At 62.9% G+C, this 13,235-nt stretch carries 11 protein-coding genes; 5 read left to right on the top strand and 6 right to left on the bottom strand.

Annotation, left to right across the window (positions count from 1 at the left end):
- Positions 1-609: TetR/AcrR family transcriptional regulator (locus VFW84_RS10270; RefSeq protein ID WP_329680363.1), on the bottom strand; the 609-nt coding region annotated here is incomplete at its 3' end.
- Between the two features lie 16 nt (positions 610-625).
- Positions 626-1,354: a TetR/AcrR family transcriptional regulator gene (locus tag VFW84_RS10265; protein WP_329680362.1), complete on the bottom strand. Its 729-nt coding sequence runs from the start codon at positions 1,352-1,354 to the stop codon at positions 626-628.
- 255 nt (positions 1,355-1,609) lie between these two features.
- Between VFW84_RS10265 and VFW84_RS10260 the strand changes: the two genes are divergently transcribed.
- Positions 1,610-2,446 (top strand): SDR family NAD(P)-dependent oxidoreductase, encoded by an 837-nt coding sequence (locus VFW84_RS10260; protein WP_329680361.1) that lies wholly within the window; start codon positions 1,610-1,612, stop codon positions 2,444-2,446.
- Positions 2,447-2,468: 22 nt separating this feature from the next.
- Entirely contained in the window at positions 2,469-3,455 is a 987-nt protein-coding gene (locus VFW84_RS10255) for an alpha/beta hydrolase (protein WP_329680360.1), read from the top strand.
- A gap of 81 nt (positions 3,456-3,536) precedes the next feature.
- Here the strand turns inward: VFW84_RS10255 and VFW84_RS10250 are convergent, their stop codons facing one another.
- Complete coding sequence (locus VFW84_RS10250) at positions 3,537-5,270, bottom strand: AMP-binding protein (RefSeq protein WP_329680359.1); 1,734 nt, start codon at positions 5,268-5,270, stop codon at positions 3,537-3,539.
- A gap of 183 nt (positions 5,271-5,453) precedes the next feature.
- The gene (locus VFW84_RS10245) at positions 5,454-7,274 is read right to left on the bottom strand and encodes an acyl-CoA dehydrogenase C-terminal domain-containing protein (protein WP_329680358.1); all 1,821 of its coding nucleotides are present in this window, start codon (positions 7,272-7,274) and stop codon (positions 5,454-5,456) included.
- 309 nt (positions 7,275-7,583) lie between these two features.
- Between VFW84_RS10245 and VFW84_RS10240 the strand changes: the two genes are divergently transcribed.
- Positions 7,584-8,501: a triacylglycerol lipase gene (locus VFW84_RS10240; RefSeq protein ID WP_329680357.1), complete on the top strand. Its 918-nt coding sequence runs from the start codon at positions 7,584-7,586 to the stop codon at positions 8,499-8,501.
- A gap of 111 nt (positions 8,502-8,612) precedes the next feature.
- Here the strand turns inward: VFW84_RS10240 and VFW84_RS10235 are convergent, their stop codons facing one another.
- Together VFW84_RS10235 and VFW84_RS10230 are read right to left on the bottom strand one after the other, a co-directional pair.
- Positions 8,613-9,515 (bottom strand): alpha/beta hydrolase family protein, encoded by a 903-nt coding sequence (locus VFW84_RS10235; protein WP_329680356.1) that lies wholly within the window; start codon positions 9,513-9,515, stop codon positions 8,613-8,615.
- 145 nt (positions 9,516-9,660) lie between these two features.
- Positions 9,661-10,404 (bottom strand): TetR/AcrR family transcriptional regulator, encoded by a 744-nt coding sequence (locus tag VFW84_RS10230; protein WP_329680355.1) that lies wholly within the window; start codon positions 10,402-10,404, stop codon positions 9,661-9,663.
- A gap of 285 nt (positions 10,405-10,689) precedes the next feature.
- Between VFW84_RS10230 and VFW84_RS10225 the strand changes: the two genes are divergently transcribed.
- Together VFW84_RS10225 and VFW84_RS10220 are read left to right on the top strand one after the other, a co-directional pair.
- Positions 10,690-11,964 carry a pectin acetylesterase-family hydrolase gene (locus VFW84_RS10225; protein WP_329680354.1) on the top strand — a complete coding sequence of 425 codons (1,275 nt, stop codon included), beginning with the start codon at positions 10,690-10,692 and terminating at the stop codon, positions 11,962-11,964.
- A 140-nt stretch (positions 11,965-12,104) separates the two neighbouring features.
- On the top strand, positions 12,105-13,223 hold the full coding sequence (locus tag VFW84_RS10220; protein ID WP_329680353.1) for a BMP family ABC transporter substrate-binding protein: 1,119 nt from the start codon (positions 12,105-12,107) through the stop codon (positions 13,221-13,223).
- Positions 13,224-13,235 lie beyond the last annotated feature (12 nt).

The raw sequence follows: 13,235 nt of genomic DNA, 5'->3' as shown, positions 1-13,235 counted from the left end.
GAGCATCAGGGTGAGTGTGTCAGTCTCGGGGACGCGAGCCACCGATGGTGAGGGTTGCGCTCCTGCGCGGAGCATGGCCAGGCCCAGGCCCAGGGCCCAGTTGCCAAAGGACACCGCAAAGGCGGGCAGGGCTGGGTGCAGTGCCAGCTCGCCGTGTGCCAGTGCTTCTTGCACCAGATGGTCGATGTGGGCGGTGATGGCGGCCTCCAGCTCGCTCTTGCGGGCCAGTCGCGCTGCGCTGGCGCGCGCCAGGACAGGGGGCGCCTTGGCGCTCATCAGGCACTGGAACAGCACTGGCTGGTGTCGAGCAAAGGCCTGGTAGGACAGGTGCATGGCCAGGACCTTGTGGCGCCTGCTGCCATCGAAGGCGCACGCATGGCGCAGCCACCGAGACTGCTCTGCCAGGGCCCTCAGGCCCAACTCCAGGATGAGGTCTTCACGGCTTTCGAAATGGTTGTAGACCGTGCCCCTCGAATAATCCGAGCAGGAGGCGACCTTGTCCAGAGACAAGGCGTTGAAGCCGCTCGTTTCGATCAAGGTGAGCGCCACGCGGACCAGCAGGTCTTCACGGGTTTGCCATTCCCTGGCTTTGCGTTGTGCCGTGCTCATGCGTCGTGGGATGGCCTCAGGGCGTGGTGTCGCTGCCCGGGGCGCCGACGTGCGCGTGGATGGATCGACCGTACTGGATGGTCGCGACAAAGAAGGCCAGCATATTGCGCAGCACGTCCTCCAGCGGGGTGCTGCACTGGTCTTCCACCCACTGCGTGGCAATGCGGACGTTGGAGCCCACCAGGCCATTGGCGATCATGGTGGCGTCCAGCCCCATCTCATTGAGGTGGGGAAAGAACATCTGGATGAGGTTGCCGATCACGGCGGCAAAATCACGGTTCGATTCCTGCGAGATGCGGTGCATGCCGTGACCCGCGTTGAGCGAGTCGATCAGGGTGACCTGGGCGCGGCGCGGATCCTCCTGGATGAATTCCAGGAACTGACGCAGCGCGGCTTCGGCCAGTTTCTCAGGCTCCATGGAGGCACGCTGCAGGGCCTCCATGACCTTGTGCATCAGCTCGCGCGACACGCTGACGTAGACCGCCTCGAACAGATCTTCCATGCTGTCGAAGGACTCATAGAAGTAGCGCGAGGTCAGCTCGGCACGGCGGCACACGTCCCGCACCGTGGAGGCGTGAAACCCCTGCTCGCCAAACACGGCCAGCGCGGCGGCCACCAGCCGCTCCCGGCGCTGGCGTTGACGCTCGTCGCGGTCCACACCGCCATAGCGGCGACCTGCGGCAGGGGCGGAACTCCCTGATTCGGGTGGCTGCTTGGGGTTAACCCTATTTTTGGCAATCTCCATTGTCAAATACAGTCTGAAACGGCCTGTTGTCACATGACGTGACCCCGGGCGCAGTTGAAGTTGATCTGGCGGAGTGTGTCTCCATGCGCGAGCAAGCGAACGCCTATCTTGCCCCACATTCTCGGCCATACCAATGCGATCTATGTCGGCTCGGACGAAACATCCTTCACCTGGGTGGTGAGGATCGTCGATGACCAGCCCCTTACACTGTGACCCCCTATGGGCGGGCCTCCAGGCCTGCCGGAGATGTACTGAATGAAATCCTTCAAGAACAAAGTGGCCGCCATCACTGGTGCCGCCTCCGGCATGGGCCGTGAACTGGCCTTGGAGCTGGCGCAGCGCGGCTGCCACGTGGCTCTGTCCGACGTCAATGAAAAGGGGCTGGCCGAAACCGCCTCGATGGTGGGCAAGTTCGGCGTCAAGGTCTCGACCACCAAGCTGGATGTGTCCGATCGCCTGGCCATGAACGCCTGGGCCGATCAGGTGGCCACCGAGTTCGGTCAGGTCAATCTGGTGTTCAACAACGCCGGTGTGGCCCTGGGCGCCACCCTGGAGAAGGTCAAGCCCGAGGATTTCCAGTGGATCATGGGCATCAATTTCTGGGGCGTGGTCTGGGGCACGCAGGCCTTCCTGCCGCACCTCAAGAAGTCGGGTGACGGCCACATCGTCAACATCTCCAGCCTCTTCGGCCTGATGTCCCAGCCCACGCAAGGCACCTACAACGCCAGCAAGTTTGCCGTGCGCGGCTTCACCGAGGCCTTGCGTCAGGAGCTCGATGTCGACAACTGCGGCGTGAGCGCGACCTGCGTGCACCCTGGTGGCATCCGCACCAACATCGCCCGTGCGGCCAAGCTCGATCCCTCCATCGGCAAGCCCGGCCAGGATCTGGAGAAGGCCCGCGCCCGCTTTGACAAGCTGCTCAATGCCACCACGGCCAACCAGGCCGCCCGCAAGATGATCCGCGCGGTCGAGTGCAATCAGCGCCGTTTGCTGATTGGCGCCGATGCGATCTTCCTGGACAAGCTGGTGCGTGTGCTGGGCACCTGGTATCAGCCCATCGTCACCTTCTTCTTCAAGAAAATGATGGGCTGATCGCCCGCGAAAGGATTCAGCCATGTCGGCAGTACATCTGCAGGGCGCACCAGACGCCTCTGGCGACGCGCCCATCATCCGCGAGTACCCGCCCTTGCCGGGCGCGCTGGAGGCGATCTCCGCCGCGGCCATGCGGGGCAGCTTGCGCGCGTTTTTCAAATCGGTCATGAAGCCGCCGGCGCCGGTGCAGCTGCAGCGCGGCATCCTGCACATGCTGTCGGTGCTCATGCCCCCGGCGCTGGGTGTGAAGGTCGAGAAGATCCGCGTGGGTCAGATGTCGGCCGAGCGCCTGACGCCCAAGGGGCTGGCGCAGCCCAAGCACGCCATGCTGTACCTGCATGGCGGTGCGTTCTGCGCCGGCAGCCCGCGCAGCCACCGCAGCATCACCAGCCGCCTGGCCAAGTTCGCGCAATGCGAGGTGCTGGCCATCCATTACCGCCGTGTGCCCGAGCACCCCTTCCCGGCGCAGATCGAAGATGCCGTCGCCGGCTACAAGCACCTGCTGCAAAAGGGCTACCGGCCCGAGCACATCGCCGTGGGCGGCGATTCGGCGGGCGGCACACTGACGCTGCTGGTCACTAAGGCGCTGGAGCTGGAAGGCATCGAAGGGCCCCGTTGTCTGGTGATGATGTCACCGGCCTTCGACGCCAAGCTCGACAGCCAGAGCGTCAAGCGCAACAAGCAGCTCGACCCGATGATCAACATCGAGTGGGGCCATCAGGGCTTTGCCTGGTATCGCCCGCGCCATGACCACCCGCTGGCCTTCCCCAAGCGCCAGAACCTCTCGACCCTGCCGCCCACGCTGGTGCAGGTGGGCGAGCACGAGGTGCTCTACGACGATTCGGTCTGGTTGGCGCATGCCTGCAAGCGCTTTGACCGTGAGCTGGAGCTGGAGATCTACCTCAAGCGCTGGCACGTGTTCCAGATCCACGCCGGCCTGATGCCCAGCGCCACGCTGGCCCTGCAGCGCCAGGCCGAGTTCATGAAGAAGCAGTGGGCCAAGGCCTGATCCAGGTCTGACGCCCCACATGACAAAGGCCGCTTGTCAGCGGCCTTTGTCGTTCCTGGCGCTGTGGCGCCCGTGGGGGACTCAGGCCACCTTCTTGCGTGAGGCGGCGGCTGCGGCCATGGCCTGCAGCTCTTCGTCGCGCAGGTCCTTGCGCAGGATCTTGCCCACATTGCTCATGGGCAGGTCTTCGCGGAACTCGATGTGGCGCGGGCGCTTGTAGCCCGTCAACTGCTCCTTGCAGTAGTGGGCGATGTCCTGCTCAGTCAGGCTGTAGTCCTTGCGCACCACGAAGAGCTTGACCGCCTCGCCCGAGCGCTCGTCGGGCACGCCAATGGCCACGCATTCGCTGACGCCGGGGTGCAGGTTGACCACCTGCTCGATCTCGTTGGGATAGACGTTGAAGCCCGACACCAGGATCATGTCCTTCTTGCGGTCCACGATGGTGATCAGGCCCTTGTCGTCCATCACGCCGATGTCGCCCGTGCGGAAGAAGCCATCGGCCGTCATGACCTTGGCCGTCTCGTCGGGGCGCTGCCAGTAGCCGGCCATGACCTGCGGGCCACGCACCGAGATCTCGCCACGCTCGCCGATGGGCTGGATGTTGCCGACGTCATCGAGCAAGACCACCTCGGTGGAGGGCAGCGGGTAGCCGATGGCGCCGTTGTACTCGGTGTTGTTGAGCGGGTTGATGGTGACCACGGGGGAGGTCTCGGACAGACCGTAGCCTTCGACGATGGGCACACCCGTGATGCGCTGCCATTCCTGTGCGGTGGACTGCTGCACCGCCATGCCGCCGCCGTTGCAGATGCGCAGGCGCGAGAAGTCGAGCTGGGCGAATTCGGGCTCTTCGACCAGGGCGTTGTAGAGCGTGTTGACGGCGGGGAACTGGGTGATCTTGAACTTCTTGAGCGTCTTGATCATGGCGGGCACGTCGCGCGCATTGGCGATCAGCACGTTCATGGTGCCCATGCGGGCGCTCAGGAAGAAGCACACCGTCAGCGCGAACACGTGGTACAGCGGCAGGGCCACCACATTGATCAGGTCGCCACCGAGCTTGCTCAGCTCGGGCTTGAACCAGGCCTCGCATTGCAGGATGTTGGCCACCAGGTTGCGGTGCAGCAGGGTCGCGCCCTTGGAGACCCCCGTGGTGCCCCCGGTGTATTGCAGGAAGGCCACGTCCGTGCCCTTGAGCGCGGGGCGGGTGTAGCTGGCCGAGCGGCCTTGCGCCAGGGCGGTCTTGAAGGGTGTGACCTTGCAACGATCGTTGTCAGGCAGGTGGAAGTGGATGACCTGCTTTTCGATGTGGCGGTTGTTGAAGGTGACCAGGGGGCCCTTGACGGGACCGAACACATCGCCCATGGCGCTCAGCAGGATGTGCTTGACGGGGGTGTGCGCGACCACTTCGGCCAGGGTCACCGCCACGGATTCGAGCACGATGATGGCTTCGGCGCCGGAATCCACCAGTTGGTGTTCCAGCTCGCGCGGGGTGTACATGGGGTTGACGTTGACCACGACGCATCCTGCGCGCAGGATGCCGGCGATGGCCACCGTGTACTGCGGGGTGTTGGGCATCATGATGGCCACGCGGGCCCCACGTTGCAGGCCCTGGGCCTGCAACCAGGCGGCCAGGGCTTTGGACTGCGCGTCGATCTCGGCAAAGGTCCAGCGAGAGCCCATGAAGGCAGCCATGTCACGCTTGGCGTGCTGCTTGAAGGCGTCTTCCAGCAGGTCCACCAGGGAGGGATAGGTGTCGGGGTCGATCTCGGCGGGGACGCCTTGTCCATACTGTGCCAGCCAGGGTTTCGCAGTCGCCATCGGTGTTGTCCTGTGTCAATCTGAATACGGGTGTTGTTTATTTTGCCCGAGGAGATCGGACACCGTCATCCCTGAAACAGGTGCAAAAGGCATCGTGGGCGACAGGCACGAAAAAAAACCGGCCTCCTGGGAGACCGGTTTCTGAGGGCAAACCACGGAGCCCGCGGAGGGCTCCCGCGGACATCAGGCCATGGTGAAGTGATCGTTGCTGATCTGCATGATCGAGGTGCTGGTGGCCATCATGTTGGTGAAGTGGCCATCGGCGCGGGGCAGCATGCGGTCGAAGTAGAACTCGGCCGTCTGGATCTTGGCCTTGTAGAAGTCCGGCGTTTCCTTGCCGCCCTTGGCCAGCTTCTCGCTGGCGACCACCGCCTGCTGCATCCAGAAGTAGGCCATCATCACGAAGCCGGCATACATCAGGAAGTCATAGCAGGAGCTGCTGACGGTGTCGCGGTCCTTGGCGGCGCGCAGCATGATGCGCAGCGTGCCCCACTTCCATTGCAGCGAGCGCTTGATCAGGGCGCGGGCCATGGTGCCGATGGGGCCGCCGTCCAGGGCATGGGCCTTGGCAAAGCCGATCATCTCGTTGGTGAATTCCTTGATGCACTTGCCGCGGGTCTGCAGCAGCACCTTGCGGCCCAGCAGGTCCAGCGCCTGGATGCCGGTGGTGCCTTCGTACAGCGTGGAGATGCGCGCGTCACGGGCGATCTGCTCCATGCCGTGCTCCTTGATGTAGCCGTGGCCACCAAAGACCTGCATGCCCAGGTTGGCCGCTTCCAGGCCCATCTCCGTCAGGAAGCCCTTGAGGATGGGGGTGTAGAAGCCCAGGCGGTTGTCGTAGTCTTCGTACTTGGCCTGGTTGCCTTCCAGGATGCCGTTGACCATGTTGTCGGCCAGCTTGGCAGCGTGGTAGATCATGGCGCGGCCACCTTCGGCCACGCACTTCTGGGTCAGCAGCATGCGGCGCACGTCGGCGTGCCAGATCAGGGCGTCGGCCACGAAGTCGGCGTCCTTCTTGCCCGACAGGGCGCGCATGGAGCGACGCTCCAGGGCGTAGGGCAGCGAGCCCTGGTAGGACAGCTCGGCATGGGCCACGCCTTGCACGGCGGTGCCAATGCGGGCCGTGTTCATGAAGGTGAACATGGCTTCCAGGCCCTTGTTGGGCTCGGCGATCATGTAGCCGATGGCTTCATCGAAGTTCAGCACGGCGGTGGCCGAGGCACGAATGCCCATCTTGTGCTCGATCGAGCCGCAAACCACAGGGTTGCGCGCGCCGGTGGAGCCGTCGGCGTTCACCATGAACTTGGGCACGATGAACAGCGAGATGCCGCGGGTGCCCTTGGGCGCATCGGGCAGGCGGGCCAGCACGATGTGGATGATGTTTTCCGACAGGTCGTGTTCACCGGCCGAGATGAAGATCTTGGTGCCGGTGAGCTTGTAGGTGCCGTCGCCCACAGGCTCGGCCTTGGTCTTGACCTGACCCAGGTCGGTGCCGCACTGGGGTTCGGTCAGGCACATGGTGCCGGTCCACTCGCCGGAGACCAGCTTGGGCAGGTAGGTGTTCTTCTGCTTCTCGTCACCGTACTGCATGATCGTGTTCATGCAACCCAGGCTCAGGCCGGGGTACATGGTGAACGACCAGTTGGCCGTGCCCATCATCTCGGACTTCATCAGGTTCAGCGACATGGGCAGGCCCTGGCCACCGTACTCGGTGGGGTGGGACAGACCCTGCCAGCCACCGGCCACGTACTCGGCGTAGGCTTCCTTGAAGCCCTTGGGCGTGGTCACGTTGCCGTTTTCAAAGTGGCAGCCTTCCAGGTCGCCCGAGTGGTTGATGGGCGAGAGGATCTCTTCACAGAAGGTGGCGCAGCCTTCCAGGATGGCGTCGACCATGTCGGGGGTGGCTTCGCCGCCGTTGGACAGCTGGGCGTAGTGGGCAGGGTAGTCGAACACTTCGTTCAACAGGAACTTCACGTCACGCAAAGGAGCCTTGTACTGCGGCATATGTCACCTCGGTCAGTAGTGGTGGCAGCGTCACGGGTGCTGCCGGGTTGGATTGATTTTCGAACGATCGTTCTTTTCAAACGACCGTTCGAATTGGCCGCATTTATACCCCAGACTCACCCGCTTGTGGCAAGGATTTCCTCCCACTTGTGTGGGATTTGGGCTTGTTGAGGCTTTGTCCCCCCGAGGTGGAGGGGCTGCGCGGTGCGTGGTGGCAGGCGCGTGACCGCATGGATCGGGAAAGCACGCATGTTCATGCCACTCCATTAAATCCACAATTGTTCACGTACATAACCAATTGGAGATGACATGAGCAACGCTCTCTCTCGCGTCTGGGGCCCTTGGGGTGCCGCCGCCTTGCTGGCCCTGAGCTGTGGCGTGGCTCAAGCCGCCACCACCTATGCCAAGACCCGCTACCCTGTCGTGCTGGTGCATGGCATGTCGGGCTTCGATGCCATCCTGGGGGTGGACTACTTCTACAAGGTGCCCGATGACCTGCGCAAGAACGGCGCAGTGGTGCTGGTGGCCGAAGTCTCGCAGTTCAATGACAACGATGTGCGCGGAGAGCAGTTGCTCAAGCAATTGCAGGCCTGGAAGGCTGCCAAGGGCTATCAGAAGTTCAATTTGATCGGACACAGCCAGGGCGGACCGACGGCCCGTTATGTCGCGGGCGTGGCCCCTCAACTGGTCGCCAGCCTGACATCGATCGGCTCACCCCACGCCATGCCGGCCGATGCCGCTGCCGACAACCCGCTGGGCCAGATCCTGACGCAATACGCCACGGTCGTGTCATCGGTGGGCCAGGCCATCGATTGGCTGTCGGGGCACTCCCAACTGCCTCAGGATCCTGCTGCCTTGCAGGCCTGGGCCGAGAACACGGAGGCCTTCAATGCGCGCTTCCCGGATGGCGCCCCCACCAGTGCGTGCGGCACGGGGCCGGAGCGATCCGCCAGCACGGGCATCTACTACTACTCCGCCACCGGCAACAAGCCCAAGACCAATGGCTGGGACATCTCTGATGTGGCCATGATGGTGGCCGACGGCGTGCCCAGCGATGGCCTGGTGCCGGTGTGCTCCACCCACTGGGGCAAGGTCCTGCGCGACGACTATCCCTGGAACCACTTTGACGAGATGAACCACGTGTTCGGTCTGATCGGCAGTGGCGCGCCGGATCCCGTGCTGTTCTACCGCCAGCAGGTCAACCGTCTCAAGCTCAAGGGGCTCTGAGTCCGATTTCTCCCTCGAAAGTGTGTGCGCTCCTCCTTTGGGCCCGGACCCGTTCCGGGCCATTTTTTTTGGGCGAAGCTGTCAGAGGGGGCAACGGCCCCCTCGATCAAGTTACAGCGAGCCGGAGGTCTTGTAGTCCGACACGATGGCGTCGTTGACCAGGGGCTGAAGGAAGGGGGTGTAGCGGGTGTCCTCGTCGAGGAAACGCTTGAGCCAGGCGACACCGAACTTGCGTTCCGTGACCTTCATCTCAGCGGTGCCATTGTTGGACGGACAGAAATGATCGCCGCCCTTGATCTCCAGGTAGGCCTTGGCTGGGGTGGCGCTCAGGCTGGCATAGAACTTCTGCGAGTGACTGTCGATGGGCGCCACGATGTCGCTCTGGCAGGCCAGGATCATGGTTGGGACGGTGACCTTGGAGAAATCCTTCAGCGTGTGCCAGGGCGCCAGGGCGAACGCTGCCTTGAGGCCAGGGTTGTCACGCGCTGCTGCCAATGTGCCGCCGCCACCCATGGAGTAGCCCATCACCGCCTGTCGTGAGGGGTCCACCTTGCCGTAGTAGGGGGTGGTCTTGGTCTGGCTCAATGTCGTGATCTGCTTGAGCGCGGCCATCAACTGCTTGCCGCGACTTTCGGGTTGATCAAAGATCGTCGTGGTGTTCATGTTGACCACGACAAAGCCGTGGGATGCCAGTTTGGGACCCCATTGCGACAGGAAGGCCTGTGTATTGGTGAAGCCAGGGGCGATGGCCACAATGCCATAGGAACCCTCAGCCGACGAGGTCGGGTAATACACCGTGCCGCCACCATAGCCGCTGGCGGAACTGATTTTCTGTGTAGACACCGCAAAGGGCCCAGCGGCCGCTTCCAGATCAGCCAGGGTTGGCGCGGGGCCTCGGGCGTAGGGGTTGGCCAGTGCAGTGCCGCTGATGAGGCACAGGGTGGTGAACACCCCGGCAGCGATGCGGCTGATGTGGGGTGATTGCGGACGATGAGTCAGTGTTGAGCTTGTCATGTTCTCTCCGTTGTAGGGACATTTTCGAAACAAAACGAAAATTAACGATCCCGCGGCAATGCTACGTAGATGAACAAATTGAGCCATGCGTGTTTATACGAGGCTCGTGCAATGAAGGGGCGTCCATGTAGGGGGGCCCGATCGCTCAGGGGGATGAAGGGGGGGTGTTTGTCAAGCCGGTGCGCTCATCGCTGCAGAGGCCGCCGATGATGTAGTCGATGAAATGGGACAGCAACTGCAGGGGGTCTTTGACAAGGTCGCTCGCAATCCCGAGGTCCAACTCCTCCCCCAGCAGGCGTGTGTCGGCCAGACTGTGGATCACGTTGGAGATGGCGAGCACCCCATGAAGGCGCAGGGTGACCAAGGGCTTGTGAGGGAGGGCTCGGGCCAGATGGGACTCGATGTTTTGGTAGTAAGGCCAGAGCGATTCAATGAGCAGCGTCAAGCCCCCCTCGTTGGACTGCCAGGTCAAGCGCGAAAGAAAACGAATCGACTTGCGTCCCGTCGATGACTGAGCGTGAAACCTCACGAACGGCATGACACCGAGGGTGACGATCTCGCGCACCGTGGGCGCTCGTTGTTGGGCCATGGCGTTCAACTGGTCCAGCGCTTCACGCTGCATCGGCGCCAATTGCGCATTGACGTAGTCCAGCACCGCGGCGATGAGGCCCGCCTTGTTCCTGAAGTGGTAGTGCACAGCCGATTCGTTGGACTGCCCGGCAGCCAGTGTGATCTGTCGGATCGACACCGCCTCGATGCCATGTCTGGCAAACAGCGACAGGGCCGCTTCCACCAGCTTCGTGGGAGTGTCGTGCAGCGGCGTGATGCTGCGGCGTGGCGCCTTGGTGTCTGATGAAGGCGTGCGCGGATGTTTTTTGGAAACAGTCATGCTCAGATTGTCATCCGAAGGCCCCGGATCGTGGAACCACTGGATGGGTTGAGTCAGATGCTGCCGGTCAACAACTAAAGAATCGCAGACCCCGCAGCTTGTGGTTTGTTGTTGTCCAAGCGTTCTCCCTGGGGCGTGGATCCCTGGAGTGTCGGGCAGCTGACAGCCACCCCCCGCATTTGAGTTGAGGGTATGCCCTGGGTTTAATGGCTAACCAGCAATGCCGGAGGCTTGACGCTCCGGAGAATCGATGTCCATCCACATACACCGAGTGAGACATCGTCCATGAGCACTACTCTTGCACCACGCCTGCGCGCCAGCAGTCTGCTGGCCGTGGCGGCCTTGCTGGCCTCCGGTTCCGCGCTGGCACAGACCTACTACAAGTGGGAATCCGTCGAGATGCCCGCCAGCACGGGCGCGTCGTGCGGCAATGGTACGCCGTATCGCATCTTCGTGAACCGCACGCCCAAGACCTCCAAGACGGTCGTGATGTTCGAGGGCGGTGGTGCCTGCTGGGCCAAGGGCCCCTGCAATGGTGAAGGCGGTCTGCTGGGGGCGTCCAACCCCAAGGGCGTGCCTGCCAACTACATGAGCAGCCTGACCATGGCCGCGTTCGGCCTGGTCACTCCCTTCACCTCGCGCGTGAACCCCTTCACCAGCATCCAGACGCAATCCTGGAACATCATCTACGTGCCTTACTGCACCGGCGATGTGCACACGGGCAACAAGACGGCCGTGTACCCGGATGCCGATCCGACCAAGCCGGCGCTGACCTACATGCACCGTGGCGCACGCAATGGCGAGGCCCTGGCCAACTGGATCGCCCAGAACATGCCCAAGCCCGACCACCTGCTGGTGACCGGCTTCTCGGCGGGCGGTGCGGGCTCCACCAGCAACTACGGTGTCCTGCGCGAGGCCATCCAGCCCAAGCTGTCGACCCTGCTGGCCGACTCCGGACCGCTGATGCAGGCCCCCCGCGGTGGCCAGGCCGCATCGCTCAAGCTGCATGAAAAGATCCGTGAGGCCTGGGGCCTGGATGGCCCCGACGGTCTGGTCACCAAGCTGATGGCCCGCTACCCCGGTTATGGCGATGCCAACAACCTGGGCTCGCTGACGCCGGCCATGGCCCAGGTCTACCCGCAGGACCGCTTTGGCTATGCTGTGTTCCAGGCCGATTCGATCTACTCGGACTTCTCCTACCGCGACTTCTACCCGGAGATCGCCGCCGCCACGTCGGCCTCTGCGCGCGAGCCTTTGCTGCTGGCCAAGTGGAAGCCCGAGATCAAGGCCTGGACGGACGCCATGAAGCCCTATCCCAACATTGGCTTTTATGTGCCCTACAAGCGCAACCTGATCGGCTCGCATTGCCTGACCATCGTCGGGTTTGGTGGCACGGCGATCAAGGAAGCCAACTACAGGTCGGTCGAAACCTTCCTGGATAACCTGATCAGCCGCACCGGCACCGTGATCAAGGCCTACGAGACCGATCCGACCGTGCAGTCGGCCGGTGGCAGCGGCTCCCTCTGGGATTCGATCGTCAAGGCCCTGACGGGCGGCTGAGCCCGCCCCATCGGCAGGCACCGACCGGCGTCGGTGCACCAAGAGCGACCCTGCGGGGTCGCTTTTTTCTTGGCACATGCATTGCTTGTATACCAGTATGTACATCACTGGTCGCCCCTCTTGGGTGCAAGGAGCAAAGCATGGCAATGGACCAATGGAATCGTCGGACATGGATCAAGGGTGTAGGCGCCACGGGCGCTTCCCTGGCGCTGGGCAGCCTGCCTGAGCGTGTGCTGGCGCAAAAGCCGCTGACCATCGGCATGATCTATGTGGGCCCCAAGGACGATTTCGGCTACAACCAGTCGCACTACGAAGCCGCCTCCGAGATCAAGAAGATGGCCGGCATCAAGATCGTCGGCGAAGAAAACGTGCCCGAGACGCAGGCCGTGCAAAAGACCATGCAGGGCATGATCTCCCAGGATGGGGCGACTCTGCTGTTCCCCACCTCGTTCGGTTACTTCAACCCGCACATCCTGGAGGTTGCCAAGAAGAACCCCGATGTGCGTTTTGCCCATTGCGGCGGGCTGTGGGATGCGGCCAAGCACCCCAAGAGCGTGGCCAGCTTCTTTGGCTACATCGATGAGTGTCAGTACCTCAACGGCGTGATCGCCGGGCACATGACCAAGTCGAAGAAGATCGGCTTCATTGCGGCCAAGCCCATCCCGCAGGTCTTGCGCAACATCAATGCCTTCACTCTGGGCGCGCGCTCGGTCAAGCCCGACATCACCTGCTCGGTCATCTTCACGGGCGACTGGTCCATGCCGGTCAAGGAGGCCGAGGCCACCAACAGCCTGGCCGACCAGGGCGTCGATGTCTTCACCATGCATGTGGATGGCCCCAAGGTCATCGTCGAGACGGCGGCCAAGCGTGGCAAGTTCGTGTGCGGCTACCACGCCAGCCAGGCCAAGCTCGCCCCTCAGGCCTACCTGACCGGGGCTGAGTGGAACTGGGTCACGCCTTACAAGCAGATCGTCGAGGCGGCGCGCACGGGCAAGCCCCATCCCAACTTCCTGCGTGGGGGGTTGAAAGAGGGCTTCGTCAAGACCTCGCCGTATGGCGCCATGGTGCCCGAAGGGGCTCGCAAGAACGCCGATGCCATCAAGGCGGCCATGCTCAAGGACGAGTTCGAGATCTTCAAGGGCGAACTCAAGGACAACACCGGCAAGGTGGTGATCCCCAAGGGCACGACGATGAAGCAGGTGGACGTGGCGCTCGAACAGATGAACTATCTGGTCGAAGGCGTCATCGGCAAGGTCTGACCGGGAACCGCC

It is taken from the genome of Aquabacterium sp. (assembly GCF_036279655.1).
Taxonomy (GTDB): domain Bacteria; phylum Pseudomonadota; class Gammaproteobacteria; order Burkholderiales; family Burkholderiaceae_C; genus Aquabacterium.
The sequence above is the reverse complement of the archived record's forward strand: the minus strand, read 5'-3'. Positions and strand labels throughout refer to the sequence as shown.

Excerpts from the sequence above, each read along its gene's own strand:
- VFW84_RS10265 (WP_329680362.1), bottom strand. The coding sequence starts at position 1,354 with ATGGAGATTGCCAAAAATAGGGTTAACCCCAAGCAGCCACCCGAATCA.
- VFW84_RS10260 (WP_329680361.1), top strand. The coding sequence starts at position 1,610 with ATGAAATCCTTCAAGAACAAAGTGGCCGCCATCACTGGTGCCGCCTCC.
- VFW84_RS10255 (WP_329680360.1), top strand. The coding sequence starts at position 2,469 with ATGTCGGCAGTACATCTGCAGGGCGCACCAGACGCCTCTGGCGACGCG.
- VFW84_RS10250 (WP_329680359.1), bottom strand. The coding sequence starts at position 5,270 with ATGGCGACTGCGAAACCCTGGCTGGCACAGTATGGACAAGGCGTCCCC.
- VFW84_RS10245 (WP_329680358.1), bottom strand. The coding sequence starts at position 7,274 with ATGCCGCAGTACAAGGCTCCTTTGCGTGACGTGAAGTTCCTGTTGAAC.
- VFW84_RS10240 (WP_329680357.1), top strand. The coding sequence starts at position 7,584 with ATGAGCAACGCTCTCTCTCGCGTCTGGGGCCCTTGGGGTGCCGCCGCC.
- VFW84_RS10235 (WP_329680356.1), bottom strand. The coding sequence starts at position 9,515 with ATGACAAGCTCAACACTGACTCATCGTCCGCAATCACCCCACATCAGC.
- VFW84_RS10230 (WP_329680355.1), bottom strand. The coding sequence starts at position 10,404 with ATGACTGTTTCCAAAAAACATCCGCGCACGCCTTCATCAGACACCAAG.
- VFW84_RS10225 (WP_329680354.1), top strand. The coding sequence starts at position 10,690 with ATGAGCACTACTCTTGCACCACGCCTGCGCGCCAGCAGTCTGCTGGCC.
- VFW84_RS10220 (WP_329680353.1), top strand. The coding sequence starts at position 12,105 with ATGGCAATGGACCAATGGAATCGTCGGACATGGATCAAGGGTGTAGGC.